The organism is Acinetobacter sp., assembly GCF_050285345.1.
Classification (GTDB): Bacteria; Pseudomonadota; Gammaproteobacteria; order Pseudomonadales; family Moraxellaceae; genus Acinetobacter.
In genome coordinates, this window is the sequence record NZ_JBLZXR010000063.1 from 1 (window position 1) to 13,782 (window position 13,782).

A 13,782-nucleotide genomic window follows, 5' to 3' on the forward strand; every position below is an offset into this window, starting at 1 on the left:
ACATCGTAACTCCTCAAGAGTACGAAGAAGCACACATTATTTTTCAAAGAATTATCGAATGTGCAACTGCTGCGGATGCAGCTTTAAGTAAACAAGCTGAAAGATACATTTCATCAAAGCAAAAAGAAAAAGCCTGATTTACGAGATCAGGCTTTTTCGGTTGTTCAAAAACTACAGAAGGAAATGAACATGAATATGATGACACAATTCAAACACAATCAAAAGAGTATGACAAGCCTAGATATTTCTGAGCTTGTTCAATCACGTCATGACAAGGTGAAACAATCAATTGAAAGGTTGGTTGAGCGTGGCGTAATAGCACAACCCCCAATGGGGGATGGGATTAAAGCCCCTAATGGTGTAACCCCTAAGCTTTATATTTTCTCAGGTGAAAAAGGGAAATTAGATTCAATTACCGTGGTTGCACAACTTTGCCCTGAATTTACAGCAGCACTTGTTAAACGTTGGTATGAACTCGAAAACCAAAATCAAATTCCTCAATCATTCGCTGAGGCACTTCAGTTAGCAGCAGATCAAGCCAAGCAATTAGAACTTGCTGCACCAAAGGTTGCTCATTACGACGCCGTGGTTGCTAAGGACCATCTTTTAACAGCAACACAAGTAGCATCGAAGCTTCGTATGTCAGCTGTAGCACTTAACCGCATTCTGGATAACTTTCGTGTTTATAACAAAGCTCATAAACGCAGTCGTGTATTTAACACATGGTTTGAAGATCAAGGCTTAGGTGAATTAAAGCAAACAACTACTGGTCATTCTCAGCCAATGTTCACAACTAAAGGTGAAGCATGGGTAATTGAAAAGCTTGTAAGTGAAGGGGTAGCAGCATGAGTTTTATTCCGAATAGCTTTCAAGTGCCAAATGCTTTTGTTGATGATGTTATGTGTCAAATATCAGATGCATCAACAAAGCTCTATTTGCTTATTTGCCGTAAAACACGTGGTTGGGGTAAAGAGATGGATTCTATCTCTCTAACTCAATTCGAACTATTTACTGGCAAAAGTCGCCCTACAATCATTAAGTGCTTACGTGAGCTTATTAAGTTCGGTCTTGTGGTTGAAAAGCCAAGTACATTCCATGGCAAAACTTATAAATTAGGTGATGATTCAAGTGTAAATTTAGTGATGAATTTTCCTAGTAAAGATATTTTACTAGATGAAAATTTGGCTAAAAAAGATGATTCTGCTAGTAAAAAAGTTTTACCACTGCTAGTAAAAAATTTTAACTACGCTAGTAAAAATATTTTACCTCTACTAGTAAAAAATTTTTACACACAAAAACAACTATCAAAAACAACTATACAAAATAAAAAAATAAATAAAAAAAGTGAACGTGTTTCTGAAAATCCTAAGGCTGAAAAACCAAAAGCAGATCAGCAGAATTTATTCGATGCTCATTCGATTGAATTACCTGAAAACGTAAATCGTGATTTGTGGGTTCAGTTTGTTGAAATGCGTAAATCAATTCGTAAACCACTTACTGAAAACGCAGTAAACATCCTGGTGAAAAAACTTACTAGTTTTGGTGAACAAGCAAACACTGCTTTGGAAAACTCAATCGTTGGAAGTTACCAGAGTGTTTATCCACCTAAGCAATCTTCACCCACACACCCACCTAAGCAAATCCCAAGCCGTAACGTCAACGATGCATGGGGCGCTGAACAGCAATACGCACCTGCAACAGGTGAAGTTGATTTGAAGGGGATGATATGAACTCTATGCCATCAATTTTGAATGCCACTGCTCAACCAGCACAAGAGCTCTGCGATAAGCACATCGAGTTAAAAGTAAATTTATTTGGTCGTGTTGTTTGTAAATCATGTGCCAAAGAATTTATGAAACAGGTTCATGTGGAACACGAAGCAGAAAAGAATCAAGCGGTACGTGAAAAACACTTTGCAGGTGCAATGTTACCAAGTCGCCATGCACAAAGCGGATTTAGAAATTACCAAGTGAAAAACAATGGTCAGCAGATCGCTTTAACTCAGTGCTCAACTTTCGCAAAAGATATTAACAACGGTATGAATCGTAACTTGATTATGGTTGGGCGCACTGGAACAGGGAAAACACATTTGTCATGTTCGGTGGCGAAAAACGTATTGAATGATCGTAAATACGCTCGTTATATCACTTCTGAAGATATGGCGAATGAGATAGCCAATGCTTGGAAAAAAGCCGATGACAGCGAAGCCAGTGCAATACATCGCTTTACTGAATACGATTTATTAATTCTTGATGAATACGGTTTGCATGATCGTCATGAAAATCGATTGCAGTTAGTTCACAAGGTTTTGTATTCACGTTATGACGAAAAAAAAGCGACGATGCTTATTTCAAATATGACGATTGATGAGCTTCAAAAAGATTTAGGTGATCGTCTTTGGTCTCGTTTTCAGCATGACGGTTTAACGATTGTTGAATGTAATTGGAATGATTCAAGAGTTGGGGGTGGGGTGTGAGTCTAGTCAAAGTTTGGGATAAAGAAATCAAGGGGAAACTCTGGGTAGTTGGTGATATTCATGGTTGTTACACCTTACTTATGAATACGCTCAATGCCAAAGGTTTTGACTTTGAAAATGATCTGCTTGTTGCAGTTGGTGATTTGGTAGATCGTGGATCACAAAACATTAAATGTGTTGAGTTGCTTTCAAGGCCATGGTTTACATCGGTACGTGGCAATCATGAGGATTTATGTATTGGTGGTTTGCATGATGAATCTTACAAGCGTTGCCATATTGGAAATGGTGGTGATTGGTTTTACATGCTTGATAGTCAAGCTATGTACAACATCGCCAAAGTGTTTGCTGAATTACCAATTGCTTTAGAGGTGACTCACCACGGCAAGAAGTTTGGGTTTGTTCATGGTCATGTTGAGCAAAATAATTGGGAGGACTTTAACCACTCACGAGGAATATCAGCATTTCGGGATCCTGCACAAGTGGCAATGTGGGGCAGAGATCGACTAGATACAGACAATAAGCAATATACCCACGTTTCAGGTGTAGATGCTGTTTTCATGGGGCACACAGTTGTTAATCAGATATGTAAGCGTGACAACTGCTATTACATCGATGTTGGGTCATGTTTTTACGGACGATTAGCTGTTTTGGATTTAAGTGAGTTTGAGGTGTCAGCATGAAAAAGCAATTCAGCGCCGTAAAGCAAACAGAAAAAATTGTACACGTTTTAAGAAATGCGATTCAAAGCAAAGGGCGATTTAGCACGATGGATATTGCTGAATGGACAGGTTTATCAAGATTTTCTGCAAACGTGATTTCAAGACAGTTGGTTAAGGAAGGCTACTTAATTTCAGATGGATGCAAGCCATTGGGATTTAAAGCGACAGACAAAGCGAAACAATTATTTTGGGTGGCGGTATGACACATCACGACTTAGAAGAAGAACTCTTACAAGAGCAATCTCAAGAAGCGAATGAAGCAGGGGAAGGGCGATGAGTGAGTTTGAGAACGTAGTGCCATACACCCAAGCCGAACTAGATCAACAAGAAATATGGGCTAAAGAATTTGATCAATGGTGGGGGAGCGAGGGGCAATATCACCGTGCTGGCGGTAATGATTACTGTCGCACATTTGCATGGTTTGCTTGGTTAAGCAGAGAGCAGTCTAAACAATCCGAAATCGATCAGCTTAAAGCTAAAAACACAGCACTGGTTCATGCGTTAGTAAATACGAATGCTGAAAAAACTAAGTGGGCGCATAGCTATTGGGCACAGGTTGAACGTACTGCTGAATATGGTGCAATGCTCATAAGCAATCCTGATTCACTTGAATTTAGTTGCTTCAAGAAAGAAAAGGAGATTGAAAAACTCAAAGCGGAAAAGGCGGGGTTTAAAAACCTAGTCAAAAGCTTACGAAGCGAATTTGATCTTAATTCTGATTGCCCACAAGTGGATCGTCAAATTGAGTTATTAGAAGAAGCTTTGCGAGGTGAGCATGAATAACAAAATACTCATTGGCATAGATACAGGAGTAAACACAGGTTTTGCCGTTGCTATAGATAGTGGCAATGGTGGCGAACTGCAAAAAGTTGAGTGTGTGTCCATTACTCAGGCTATGACTAACATTAATGAATTGGTAGCTGAGCATGGAAAGGAAAATCTAAAACTTTATATTGAAGATGCCAGATTGAGAACTTGGTTTACTGGTGGGAGAGAAAAAGCACAAGGCGTTGGATCTGTTAAGCGTGATGCTCAAATTTGGGAATCTTGGTGTAAAGAACAAGATTTGAATTACATCATGATCCATCCAAAAGCAAACGCAACTAAAACAAAAGCAGATGTATTTAAAAAAAGAACAGGCTGGTCAGGTCGTACAAACGAGCATGCTCGTGATGCAGCAATGTTGGTTTTTCGCCGTATAGCTAAACACTAGATAGGATTTGATATGGAAAGTATTGGTGATTTGAAAGGTGATTTAAGAAGTATTGCTGAGGTCATTGGTCGACATAATGCACTTTATCTTGTTAGCCAATGCCCACGATACAAAACAGAAAAACGTGCAGGACAGGGACAATTACTTCTTTATGTGCCAAAACTGAAAAGACTCGAAATGAATCACTTTCTTGTAAAAACTCTTGGTTATCCAGATGCAGAAAAACTTTCTAAAGAATTCGGGGGAGAGTTGCTTGTATTAGCTCAATGCAAACAGCTCATTCTGAAAGCACGAGATAATGGTATCCGTCAAATGATTAAAAGCGGTTTGGGTATTCAAGAGCTTGCAAATATTTTTAATGTGACTGAACGAATTGTATCAAGAATCTATGAAGCGGAATTAAACACTCAGCAGATGACTTTTAAATTGTGAATAATGAAAACTCCATTGTGATACTCAACAATAAAAAAAATTATCGCAGGCATTTGTGCAATGGGTGGAAACGAATGGTGGGTCGCTATACTTAAATTCCTAAGTGACTCTCTAAATGTAATGCAGTATTGGATTGCAGGTTTAGTGGGGGCAATAGTGGCTACTAGATACAACAAAGAGCAATTAAAGACACTTGGTGATTATCTTTTCTTCTTGCTATCGGGGGCATTTTCAGCTCATTACCTTACTTCACTAATCATGCATTATTTTGATTTGGCTCCAACACATGCTGGAGGTATTGGTTTCTTAACCGGTGCTTTAGGTGGTTTGATCTTTCAAGAGCTTTTCGCTTGGATTAAATCGGGTGCTTATAAGGAGGTTAGCTTTAAAGACTTCTTTATCGACATGCTTAAAAAATGGAAGGGAGGTAGTAAAAAATGAAAGGAAATTTAATTCGTTCGTTACGTGGTGAAGAAGGTGAAGTACTTACAGAGTACAAAGATCATTTGGGTTACTCAACGATTGGTGTTGGTCGTTTAATAGATAAACGTAAAGGTGGGGGCATCACTAAAGAAGAGTCCGCTTATTTACTGAATAACGATATCGATAAGATCGTTGAACAATTGGATAAGCGTATTTCGTGGTGGGAGACACTCGATGAAGCACGCCGTGGGGTGTTGGTAAACATGGCATTTCAGATGGGTGTAGACGGATTATTAGGTTTTAAAAACACATTAAATATGATTCAGTCTGGTCGTTATTCGGATGCTGCGAAAGGTATGCTGAATTCATTATGGGCGAAGCAAACACCAGCACGTGCAAAACGAATGTCAGAACAAATGCGTACAGGTGTATGGCAATTTAAGTCGGGGATGTGATGAATATCAGACTCATTATCGTTATTGGCTTTGTACTACTGGCTACCTTTATTGGCTGGTGTTGTTATGACTATGGTTATAACAGCGCTGAGAATAATAAAATTGAAGCTTATGAAGAAACAATTCGTACGCTGGAAACTCAAGTTAGCACAGCGCTTGATAGAGAGCGACAAAGTTACAAAATACAAGAGGGTCTTGAGTCTAAGTATCTTGAAAAACTTAAGGAAATGAAGGACAATGAAACGAATCTTATTAATGAGTATCACGATAACAACCTCAGGTTGCGCGACTCACTTAAAGCCAAGCAATGTCCCGATGTGTCCAGCACTGCCAACAGCACCAGCGGCAATCATGCAACCACAACAGGCGGACTTCACGACAGAGATGTCGAGTTTCTTATTCGGTATGCCACAAGAGCAGACGCCGTAGCAGAGCAACTCAAGAGTGCTCAAGCTCTCATCAAGCAAGACAGAGAGCTTTGTAACGGTCAGACCGATATATCTAATATCCCAAATAAAATAGTTTCCCAAGGTACTTCCAGAGGGGCACCCCAAGCGGGGGCAAAGACCTCGCAGGTTTTCATATCTGCGTGAATTTCAAAATCACAACATACTACTACTTCTCAAATATAAATAGGTTTGGATGATGTCTTGTCATGACGAATGCTGTAAAGGGTCAAAACGTAAGTAGAGCAGGGCTTGCAGATGTTTTTGGTGTTGCCTTAACAACAGTAGATTCATGGGTGAAAAAAGGTTGTCCAGTAGTAGTCCGTGGTCATGGAAAAGGGCAAGAATGGAAGTTTAATACAGCCCAAATTTCATCATGGCTACAAGACGAAGCAGTTGATCGCGCAACAGGCGATATTCCAGATGATATGGACGAGCTTAAGCTTCGGAAACAAAAAGCAGAAACTGAACTTGCTGAATTGGAGCTTGCTGAAAAAAAAGGTGAAGTGGCTTTAATTGCGGAATTTGAACGTGCTCAATCTATGGTATTCGCTGCTATACGTGCAAATATTATGAATGTGCCACAACGTGCCGTTTTACAATTATTAGGTGAAACGGACGAGCGTACATTTAAAGAAAAATTAAAAGCTGAGCTGATCTTAGCACTTGAAACTTCAGCTGAAGAAGAGCTGGAGGAGGAAGAGATTGAGTGATCTTTCTATATTCAGTAATTATGGATCTGTTCTTGATGCTGTAAAACGCTCTATGCATCATCTGGTACCGCCACCAGATATTCTGCCAAGTAAGTGGGCAGAAAAAAATATTAAGATCCCTGTTGGTAATGCGATACCAGGCCCTATTAATTTTGATAATGCACCATATCAACGAGGGATGATTGATGCCATCAAAGAATATGGGGTACGTCGTGTAACTTACATGACAGGCGCACAGCTTGGTAAAACTACTATTCAGCAATGTGCGACAGGTTATTTCATTGCTCATGAGCCTAAATCACAAATATTCGTACAGCCGACACAAGGCGACGTACAAACATTTTTAGAAACAAAGCTTCGTCCAATGATTGAAGCGAATAAATCTATTTCACAAAAGATGGCCAAGCCACGTAGCCGTGACGGTGTGAATAACAGTCGCATGATCTCTTACGTTGGTGGTTGGTTGATGTTTTCATGGGCAGGCTCTCCAAAGACATTACGCTCACGTTCTGCACCAATTACACATGCAGATGAAATTGACGGTATGGAGGCAACGGCAGAAGGTGATCCAATTGAATTACTTGCTCAGCGTTCTGCAACATTTGGAGATCAAGCACTAAGAACAGAATCAAGTACACCTACAATTGCAGGTGCGAGTCGTGTTGAAAATGCATTTAAGCAAGGGGATATGCGTCGCTATTATGTACCTTGTCCACATTGCGGTGAAGCTCAATTCTTGCGATGGGAAAATGTCACTTGGCAGGGGCGTAAATCTACCAATATTCAAGATGCTAAAGAAGATTTAGATCAAGAGCATGATGTTGAGACAGCAGGTTATAAATGTGAATGCTGTGGTGAAGTATGGTCAGATGGTGAACGTATTGCTTCAATTCGTAATGCTGAAAAGCTTGGCCATGGTTGGAAAGCAGAAAAACCATTTAAGGGTCATGTTAGTTTTCATGCACCAGAGATGCTTTCTACATTTCGTAAAATGCGTGACATTGTGCAGTCTTATTTGGATAAGTTGGCACTTGATGATTTGCAAGTATTTGTAAACGTATCACTAGGTGAAACGTACGAAGAAAATGGTGATAAGGCAGATCCTGAAGTACTCCAATTACGTGCCGAAGAATATGTCGCACGTGTGCCTAACGCAGGTGTGTATTTAACGTGCGGTATTGATATGCAGATGGATCGTTTAGAGCTTGAGATTGTTGCTTGGGGAGTTGGTGAGGAAAGTTGGTCTATTGATTACCGTGTACTTTGGGGTGATCCCCTTGGTGACGAAATTTGGGAAGAGTTAGACGATATACTTGAAGCTACATATTTACATGAATCTGGTGCTCAACTTAGTATTTCTGCCGCATGTTTAGATACAGGTGGTACAGCTGGCTATACACAACGTGCCTATGAATATGTAAAAAGCCGTAGAAATAGAAAATTATTTGCAATTAAAGGGCGTGCAGGTTGGGGCATGCCAATTGTGCAAAGTCCACAGCGTAAGCAAACAGGCAAAGATAAACGGAAAGTTGATTTATTTATTGTGGGTGTAGATGAAGCAAAACTTACTGTAATGCGCCGTTTAGATTTAGAAAAGAAAGGACCTGGTTATTGTCACTTTCCGCATGACCGAGAAAGTGAATGGTATAGACAATTAACGGCTGAAAAATTGATTATTCGCTATGTCAAAGGACAGCCAATTCGTGAGTGGCACAAACCTGATCGTGCACGAAATGAAGCACTGGATTGTCGTGTATATGCTTTGGCTGCTTTAAAAATTATGCAGCCGAATTTAAAGCGTGTAGCTGAGCGTGTATCAATAGATGTGTCAGATCAACCTGTGATTGAAAATAAAGAGAATACCGAATCTAAGCCTAAAACTGTTGTTAAACGTAAGGTTGTTAAAAAGCCACAAGCAAAAATAGTCATGCCAGCTATCAAGAATACAGTTATTAAGAAAAAGAGGATATTTGGTAATAAAAAGTGATTAAATTTTGTTACAGTATTGGTTTATTTTTAAACTGTACTGAATAGGGAATGTATGGCTATTTTAAATGGGGTTTTTGCGCTATTAAATGTTGTTTTTTTTATTTTACTGATTATAGGCTTGATTAAACCTAGTATTGTTAAATTAAAAACAAGAGGGAAAGTTTTTTTAATATTTTTTTCTGCAATGATTATTTCAGGGTTGCTTTTTAATATAACAATGTCAGATGAGCAAAAACAACAATCAGTAAGCGTTGTTGAGAATAAAGGAGTTGAGCAAGTAACACCTGTGAAAACTGAACAAGTAACAGAGACTATTGAAGCTGTTGAGCCAAAAAAGGTGGCTGAGGCAGAACAAAGCTTTACAAGCCCACAATTAAATGCAATTAGATCTGCAAAGCAGTACCTTTCATTTTCTAGCTTTTCACGTAATGGCTTAATTGATCAATTATCATCTAGTGCTGGTGATGGTTATGATAAAGCCGATGCAACAATTGCTGTAGATAGTCTAAGCGTTGATTGGGATGAACAAGCTGCCCTTTCTGCAAAGCGTTATTTAGAAATGACAGGTTTCTCTTGTAAGGGATTGATTGATCAACTTTCATCGAGTGCTGGTGATAAATATACAAAGGATCAAGCAACTTATGGAGCCCAACAAGCAGGTGCTTGCTCTTAAATTAGATTTTTCTTAGAAAAAGCCGCCTTTTTAGGCGGCTTTTACAATTGTGAATAATGAAAAAAACCACTTAAAAAATGATGATAAAACCAAGAAAACACGCATTTTTGGTTAAAAATACATGAGTGGTCAGCAATTTCCAAACCAAATCAAAGCAGGTACCACGTTTAAATTTAGTTTGAATTTGACTGCTTACCCCGCCTCCAATTGGATAATTCACGCCTATTTACGTGGTGCTCATGCAATTGATATGCAGTCAGAGCCACAGGGCAATATGCATATATTCAATATTTCCGCTCTAGTCACAAGAGAATATAAAGCAGGTCATTACGGTTATTCACTTCGAGCAATTCACACTGAATCTGGTGAAGTAGATGAACTTGAAGCTGGTGCTATTGAAATTAAAGCAGATTTAGCAACGGTATCTACGAGCCACGATTTAAGAAGCCATGCACGTAAAACATTAGATGCAATTGAAGCAACCATCGAAGGGCGTGCAAGTCTTGACCAAGAGCGATACAGAATTAACAACCGTGAACTATATCGAACACCACTAGAAACTTTAAAGAAACTACGTGATCAGTATCGAGCTGAAGTCAGCCGTGAAGAAGCAAAACTTGCTGGCAAAAGTATGTTTGGTAAATCATTACGTGTGCGTTTGGGGTAGCTTATGTTTGGATTTAAAAAAGAAGAGCAGCTTAGAACACCACATGTGGCAGAGCTTAAAGATGTGGTTGTCAGTAAGCCTAGAAAACTTTACCGAAATATGGTTCGTACATTTAAGGCGGCAGCAACAAGTCGTTTAAATAGTAAGTGGCCATCCACGCCTATTAATGCAGATCGTGTTGTTGAGCGTAGTCAAAGAATATTAGTGGCACGTAGTCGTGAGCAATGTTCAAACAATGATTATGCAAAAAACTTCGTACGAATGGTGCACCAGAACGTTGTTGGACCTACTGGCGTAACATTGCAGGCGCAAGTTAAAAAATCAGATGGGAAACTTGATTCTCATGCAAATGATGCAATTGAGTTTGCATGGTTAGAATGGAATAAAAAGAAAAACTGCGACATACGAAATCTTCAAACGTGGCGTTCTATTCAACGTTCATGTGTTGTTTCCGCAGCTAAAGACGGTGAATTTTTTGCAAGAATCATTCGGGGCGATTTAGCAAGCGAGTGGGGATTCTCTTTACAGCTTATTGATGCTCAGCGTTGTCCTGTTGATTACAACGCAAAGTTGAATAATGGTCGCTTTATTCGTCAGGGTATTGAGTTCAATGAATATGGGAAGCCTATCGCTTATTACTTCAGTGCCACAAATGGAGATGATGTTCATTATCGCACGGCCACAAATAACTATACGCGAGTTGAAGCAGCAGACGTTATACATGGCTTTTTAGAAGAAATGACAGGTCAAAAGCGTGGCTTGCCTTGGACTTCTACAAGTTTATTTCGCTTACATCAAATTTCAGAATTTGAAGACTCTGCAATTGTGAATGCACGTGTTTCTGCTAACAAAATGGGCTTTATTCAGTGGCGAGATGGTTTCGGTCCTAAATTTGAAGAAGATGATGAAATTCAAATTGAATCACAAGCTGGTGAATTCCCGATGTTACCTGAGGGTGCAGAATTAAAAGAGTGGTCTCCAAATTATCCAACGGGTGAGTTTTTGCCATTTCACAAAGCAATGCTTAGATCGATGGCGGCAGGCATGGGGGTTTTATACAACAACCTTGCTTCAGATTTGGAAAACGTCAATTTTTCAAGTATTCGCCAAGGCACATTAGATGAGCGTGAACATTGGAAAGAGCTTCAACAGTGGCTAATTGAATCTCTTATTGAGCCTGTTTTTATGGAATGGCTGAAATACTCATTATTGAGAGGTTATATCAAAAAGAAAAACGGCACACCTTATTCTGCAATGGAGTTTGATCGCTTAAGCAAAGTTTCATGGCAACCACGTCGTTGGTCTTGGATTGATCCATCTAGTGAAGTTGCTGCGGCTGAAAAAGCAAAAAATAACATGCTGACTTCTCCAGGTTCTGTCATTCGTGAACAAGGTAAAGATCCACAGACTGTTTGGGCGGAAACAGCTCGCGATTTAAAAAATATGAAAGATGAATACATCAATCAAGGATTCTCTGACGAGACAGCAGAAGAAATGGTACTTGCCAGTATGGGGCGCAAACAATCAGGGGCGGTTGGTCGTCCGAAGGAAGGTATTTAATGAAACTTAAACGCATGAATATGGCTTTAGCATTAGCGGGTACATCATTGACACGTGACGCATCACAAACGAAGCCTCTACCAGACTTTAACAAAGAAACTTTGCTTCGTAATTATGTTGTAGATGATTTTAAAGTAGATATGGAAAAGAGAACAGTTGAGCTTTCTTTTTCAAGTGAAACGGAAGTTGGTCGTTGGTTTGGTATTGAAATTTTAGACCACAGTCCAGGTGCAATTGATTTCACACGCCTGCTTAATCGTGCCCCATTCTTAATGGATCATAACTCACGCGATCAAGTTGGAGTGGTTGAAAGTGCTTGGTTAGATCAATCTCAGCGTAAAGGTCGTGCCTTGGTACGCTTAAGTAAGTCAGCGCGTGGTGAAGATGTATTACAAGATATTCATGATTTGATTCGCACAAACATCAGTGTTGGGTACAGCATTAAAAAAGCCATTTTAAAAGAGCAACGTGAAAATGAAGACGTGTACTTAATTACAGAATGGCAACCTTATGAAATCTCATCTGTATCAATTCCAGCAGATACAGCAGTAGGTGTTGGTCGTTCTGCAATTGTGAATAATGAAAACGTACCTGCGAATTTGCAAAATGAAAAAATAAACAATATTCAAATTCCTCATCAGCAGAGAACACAGATTATGAATTGGGAACATTTTACAGACGAAAAGGGTAACCAAGTACGTCAACAAGTAGATGCAGATGGTAAGCGTTTTGGTGCAATCGAATTGGTTCGTGCTGTTGATGACACAGCACAACATGGCGTACAAGCTGAGCGTAAACGTGTAAGCGATATTATTGCTTTAGGTGAGCGTTTTGGTGCAGGTGATTTAATTCGTCAATTTATTGATGAAAATAAAACAGCAACAGATTTGCAAGCTGCAATTCTAGAACGAACTCATGAAAAACAAAGCAAACCGTTACGCGAACAGACGCGTGATAGTAACCTTGGTTTGTCTGATTCTGAAATTAATCAATTCAGCTTATCACGTGCAATTCGTGCGATGTTACCGCATGCAACACAGGCTGATAAAGAAGCAGCGGCTTTTGAGCTTGAATGTAGTCGTGAAGCTGAAAAAGCTTATGGTCGTACTGCACAAGGTATTTTAGTGCCGAGTGATGTTTTAAACCGTGCGTTTGAAAAAGGCGGTACTTCAAGCTCCGGTGCAAGTCTTGTTGCTGAAGATCATCGAGCAGATTTGTTTGTTGAAATGCTTCGTAGTCGAACCACCATTATGCAACTTGGACAAGTGATGGGCGGTTTGGTCGGTGATATTGATATTCCAAAGCAAACGTCTTCATCAGAAGCATATTGGGTAGGAGAGGCTGCTGAAGTACAGAACTCAAACCCAGTAACTTCACAATTAAAAGCATCACCTAAAACGGTGGCTGGTCGTGTTGAAATTACACGTAAGCTTTTACAGCAAAGTTCACCTGCAGCAGAAAATTTAGTTTGGAATGATTTAAACCGTTCTATTGCACTAAAACTTGATCATGCTGCGTATTACGGTACAGGAACAACAAATCAGCCTTTGGGCTTAAAAAATATCTCAGGTATCAATGCTGTTAATTTTACTGCGGATAATCCTACTTTCGCTGAATTAGTGCAAATGGAATCTGAAATCGCATCTGATAATGCAGAAGCAGACCGTATGGCGTATGTAATTAACTCAGCAATGCGTGGTCATGCAAAAACAGCTGCACGTTTTGGAACTGGTACAGAAAGTACAATCTGGGAAGCAGGCAATACTATGAATGGTTACCGCACAGAAGTAACCAATCAAATTGCAAATGGTGATGTGTTCTTCGGTAACTTTGCTGACTTAATCATCGCACTTTGGGGGGGGCTTGATATTACGGTTGACCCGTACTCTCTAAGTTCATCTGGTGGCCTGCGTGTGGTTGCTTTCCAAGACGTAGACTTTATTCTTCGCAATACTGCATCAATTTGCTATGGCAAGAAATCAGCTTAATGCTGGTTTCAAACCTGTCTTTAGACTC

At 39.6% G+C, this 13,782-nt stretch carries 17 protein-coding genes; all 17 read left to right on the forward strand.

Annotation, left to right across the window (positions count from 1 at the left end; translation table 11 throughout):
- Nucleotides 1–189 precede the first annotated feature (189 nt).
- The 17 genes from ACN6OV_RS05880 to ACN6OV_RS05960 all read left to right on the forward strand — a co-directional run bounded on the left by ACN6OV_RS05880 (nucleotide 190) and on the right by ACN6OV_RS05960 (nucleotide 13,754).
- The gene (locus ACN6OV_RS05880) at nucleotides 190–849 is read left to right on the forward strand and encodes a phage antirepressor KilAC domain-containing protein (protein ID WP_427950674.1); all 660 of its coding nucleotides are present in this window, start codon (nucleotides 190–192) and stop codon (nucleotides 847–849) included.
- Complete coding sequence (locus ACN6OV_RS05885) at nucleotides 846–1,730, forward strand: replication protein (protein WP_427950677.1); 885 nt, start codon at nucleotides 846–848, stop codon at nucleotides 1,728–1,730. Before ACN6OV_RS05880 ends, ACN6OV_RS05885 begins: the two co-directional genes overlap by 4 nt.
- Nucleotides 1,727–2,476: an ATP-binding protein gene (locus ACN6OV_RS05890; RefSeq protein ID WP_427950679.1), complete on the forward strand. Its 750-nt coding sequence runs from the start codon at nucleotides 1,727–1,729 to the stop codon at nucleotides 2,474–2,476. Before ACN6OV_RS05885 ends, ACN6OV_RS05890 begins: the two co-directional genes overlap by 4 nt.
- The gene (locus ACN6OV_RS05895) at nucleotides 2,473–3,156 is read left to right on the forward strand and encodes a metallophosphoesterase (RefSeq protein WP_427950681.1); all 684 of its coding nucleotides are present in this window, start codon (nucleotides 2,473–2,475) and stop codon (nucleotides 3,154–3,156) included. Before ACN6OV_RS05890 ends, ACN6OV_RS05895 begins: the two co-directional genes overlap by 4 nt.
- Nucleotides 3,153–3,398, forward strand: coding sequence for a hypothetical protein (locus ACN6OV_RS05900; RefSeq protein WP_427950683.1), 246 nt, complete (start codon nucleotides 3,153–3,155; stop codon nucleotides 3,396–3,398). Before ACN6OV_RS05895 ends, ACN6OV_RS05900 begins: the two co-directional genes overlap by 4 nt.
- Nucleotides 3,399–3,468: 70 nt before the next feature.
- A complete protein-coding gene (locus tag ACN6OV_RS05905) occupies nucleotides 3,469–3,978 on the forward strand; it encodes a hypothetical protein (protein WP_427950686.1) in 510 nt (169 codons plus the stop codon).
- Nucleotides 3,971–4,408, forward strand: coding sequence for a hypothetical protein (locus tag ACN6OV_RS05910; protein ID WP_427950688.1), 438 nt, complete (start codon nucleotides 3,971–3,973; stop codon nucleotides 4,406–4,408). The genes ACN6OV_RS05905 and ACN6OV_RS05910 overlap by 8 nt, the downstream gene beginning before the upstream one ends.
- Nucleotides 4,409–4,420: 12 nt before the next feature.
- Entirely contained in the window at nucleotides 4,421–4,840 is a 420-nt protein-coding gene (locus ACN6OV_RS05915; protein WP_427950691.1) for a Mor transcription activator family protein, read from the forward strand.
- A gap of 60 nt (nucleotides 4,841–4,900) precedes the next feature.
- On the forward strand, nucleotides 4,901–5,281 hold the full coding sequence (locus tag ACN6OV_RS05920) for a hypothetical protein (RefSeq protein WP_427950694.1): 381 nt from the start codon (nucleotides 4,901–4,903) through the stop codon (nucleotides 5,279–5,281).
- Nucleotides 5,278–5,718: a glycoside hydrolase family protein gene (locus ACN6OV_RS05925; RefSeq protein ID WP_163123692.1), complete on the forward strand. Its 441-nt coding sequence runs from the start codon at nucleotides 5,278–5,280 to the stop codon at nucleotides 5,716–5,718. Before ACN6OV_RS05920 ends, ACN6OV_RS05925 begins: the two co-directional genes overlap by 4 nt.
- Nucleotides 5,718–6,311 carry a lysis system i-spanin subunit Rz gene (locus ACN6OV_RS05930; protein WP_427950698.1) on the forward strand — a complete coding sequence of 198 codons (594 nt, stop codon included), beginning with the start codon at nucleotides 5,718–5,720 and terminating at the stop codon, nucleotides 6,309–6,311. Before ACN6OV_RS05925 ends, ACN6OV_RS05930 begins: the two co-directional genes overlap by 1 nt.
- Nucleotides 6,312–6,373: 62 nt before the next feature.
- Nucleotides 6,374–6,877, forward strand: coding sequence for a terminase small subunit (locus tag ACN6OV_RS05935; protein ID WP_163123699.1), 504 nt, complete (start codon nucleotides 6,374–6,376; stop codon nucleotides 6,875–6,877).
- Nucleotides 6,870–8,864 (forward strand): phage terminase large subunit family protein, encoded by a 1,995-nt coding sequence (locus tag ACN6OV_RS05940; protein WP_427950702.1) that lies wholly within the window; start codon nucleotides 6,870–6,872, stop codon nucleotides 8,862–8,864. The genes ACN6OV_RS05935 and ACN6OV_RS05940 overlap by 8 nt, the downstream gene beginning before the upstream one ends.
- A gap of 54 nt (nucleotides 8,865–8,918) precedes the next feature.
- Nucleotides 8,919–9,539: an Ltp family lipoprotein gene (locus ACN6OV_RS05945; protein WP_427950705.1), complete on the forward strand. Its 621-nt coding sequence runs from the start codon at nucleotides 8,919–8,921 to the stop codon at nucleotides 9,537–9,539.
- A gap of 121 nt (nucleotides 9,540–9,660) precedes the next feature.
- Nucleotides 9,661–10,206 (forward strand): hypothetical protein, encoded by a 546-nt coding sequence (locus ACN6OV_RS05950; RefSeq protein ID WP_427950708.1) that lies wholly within the window; start codon nucleotides 9,661–9,663, stop codon nucleotides 10,204–10,206.
- Nucleotides 10,207–10,209: 3 nt separating this feature from the next.
- Complete coding sequence (locus ACN6OV_RS05955; RefSeq protein ID WP_427950710.1) at nucleotides 10,210–11,766, forward strand: phage portal protein; 1,557 nt, start codon at nucleotides 10,210–10,212, stop codon at nucleotides 11,764–11,766.
- Nucleotides 11,766–13,754 (forward strand): phage major capsid protein, encoded by a 1,989-nt coding sequence (locus tag ACN6OV_RS05960; protein ID WP_427950713.1) that lies wholly within the window; start codon nucleotides 11,766–11,768, stop codon nucleotides 13,752–13,754. Before ACN6OV_RS05955 ends, ACN6OV_RS05960 begins: the two co-directional genes overlap by 1 nt.
- Nucleotides 13,755–13,782: the final 28 nt, after the last annotated feature.

Coding starts and splice junctions, on each gene's coding strand:
- ACN6OV_RS05880 (WP_427950674.1), top strand. CDS start 190: ATGAATATGATGACACAATTCAAACACAATCAAAAGAGTATGACAAGC.
- ACN6OV_RS05885 (WP_427950677.1), top strand. CDS start 846: ATGAGTTTTATTCCGAATAGCTTTCAAGTGCCAAATGCTTTTGTTGAT.
- ACN6OV_RS05890 (WP_427950679.1), top strand. CDS start 1,727: ATGAACTCTATGCCATCAATTTTGAATGCCACTGCTCAACCAGCACAA.
- ACN6OV_RS05900 (WP_427950683.1), top strand. CDS start 3,153: ATGAAAAAGCAATTCAGCGCCGTAAAGCAAACAGAAAAAATTGTACAC.
- ACN6OV_RS05905 (WP_427950686.1), top strand. CDS start 3,469: ATGAGTGAGTTTGAGAACGTAGTGCCATACACCCAAGCCGAACTAGAT.
- ACN6OV_RS05910 (WP_427950688.1), top strand. CDS start 3,971: ATGAATAACAAAATACTCATTGGCATAGATACAGGAGTAAACACAGGT.
- ACN6OV_RS05915 (WP_427950691.1), top strand. CDS start 4,421: ATGGAAAGTATTGGTGATTTGAAAGGTGATTTAAGAAGTATTGCTGAG.
- ACN6OV_RS05920 (WP_427950694.1), top strand. CDS start 4,901: ATGGGTGGAAACGAATGGTGGGTCGCTATACTTAAATTCCTAAGTGAC.
- ACN6OV_RS05925 (WP_163123692.1), top strand. CDS start 5,278: ATGAAAGGAAATTTAATTCGTTCGTTACGTGGTGAAGAAGGTGAAGTA.
- ACN6OV_RS05930 (WP_427950698.1), top strand. CDS start 5,718: ATGAATATCAGACTCATTATCGTTATTGGCTTTGTACTACTGGCTACC.
- ACN6OV_RS05935 (WP_163123699.1), top strand. CDS start 6,374: ATGACGAATGCTGTAAAGGGTCAAAACGTAAGTAGAGCAGGGCTTGCA.
- ACN6OV_RS05945 (WP_427950705.1), top strand. CDS start 8,919: ATGGCTATTTTAAATGGGGTTTTTGCGCTATTAAATGTTGTTTTTTTT.
- ACN6OV_RS05950 (WP_427950708.1), top strand. CDS start 9,661: ATGAGTGGTCAGCAATTTCCAAACCAAATCAAAGCAGGTACCACGTTT.
- ACN6OV_RS05955 (WP_427950710.1), top strand. CDS start 10,210: ATGTTTGGATTTAAAAAAGAAGAGCAGCTTAGAACACCACATGTGGCA.
- ACN6OV_RS05960 (WP_427950713.1), top strand. CDS start 11,766: ATGAAACTTAAACGCATGAATATGGCTTTAGCATTAGCGGGTACATCA.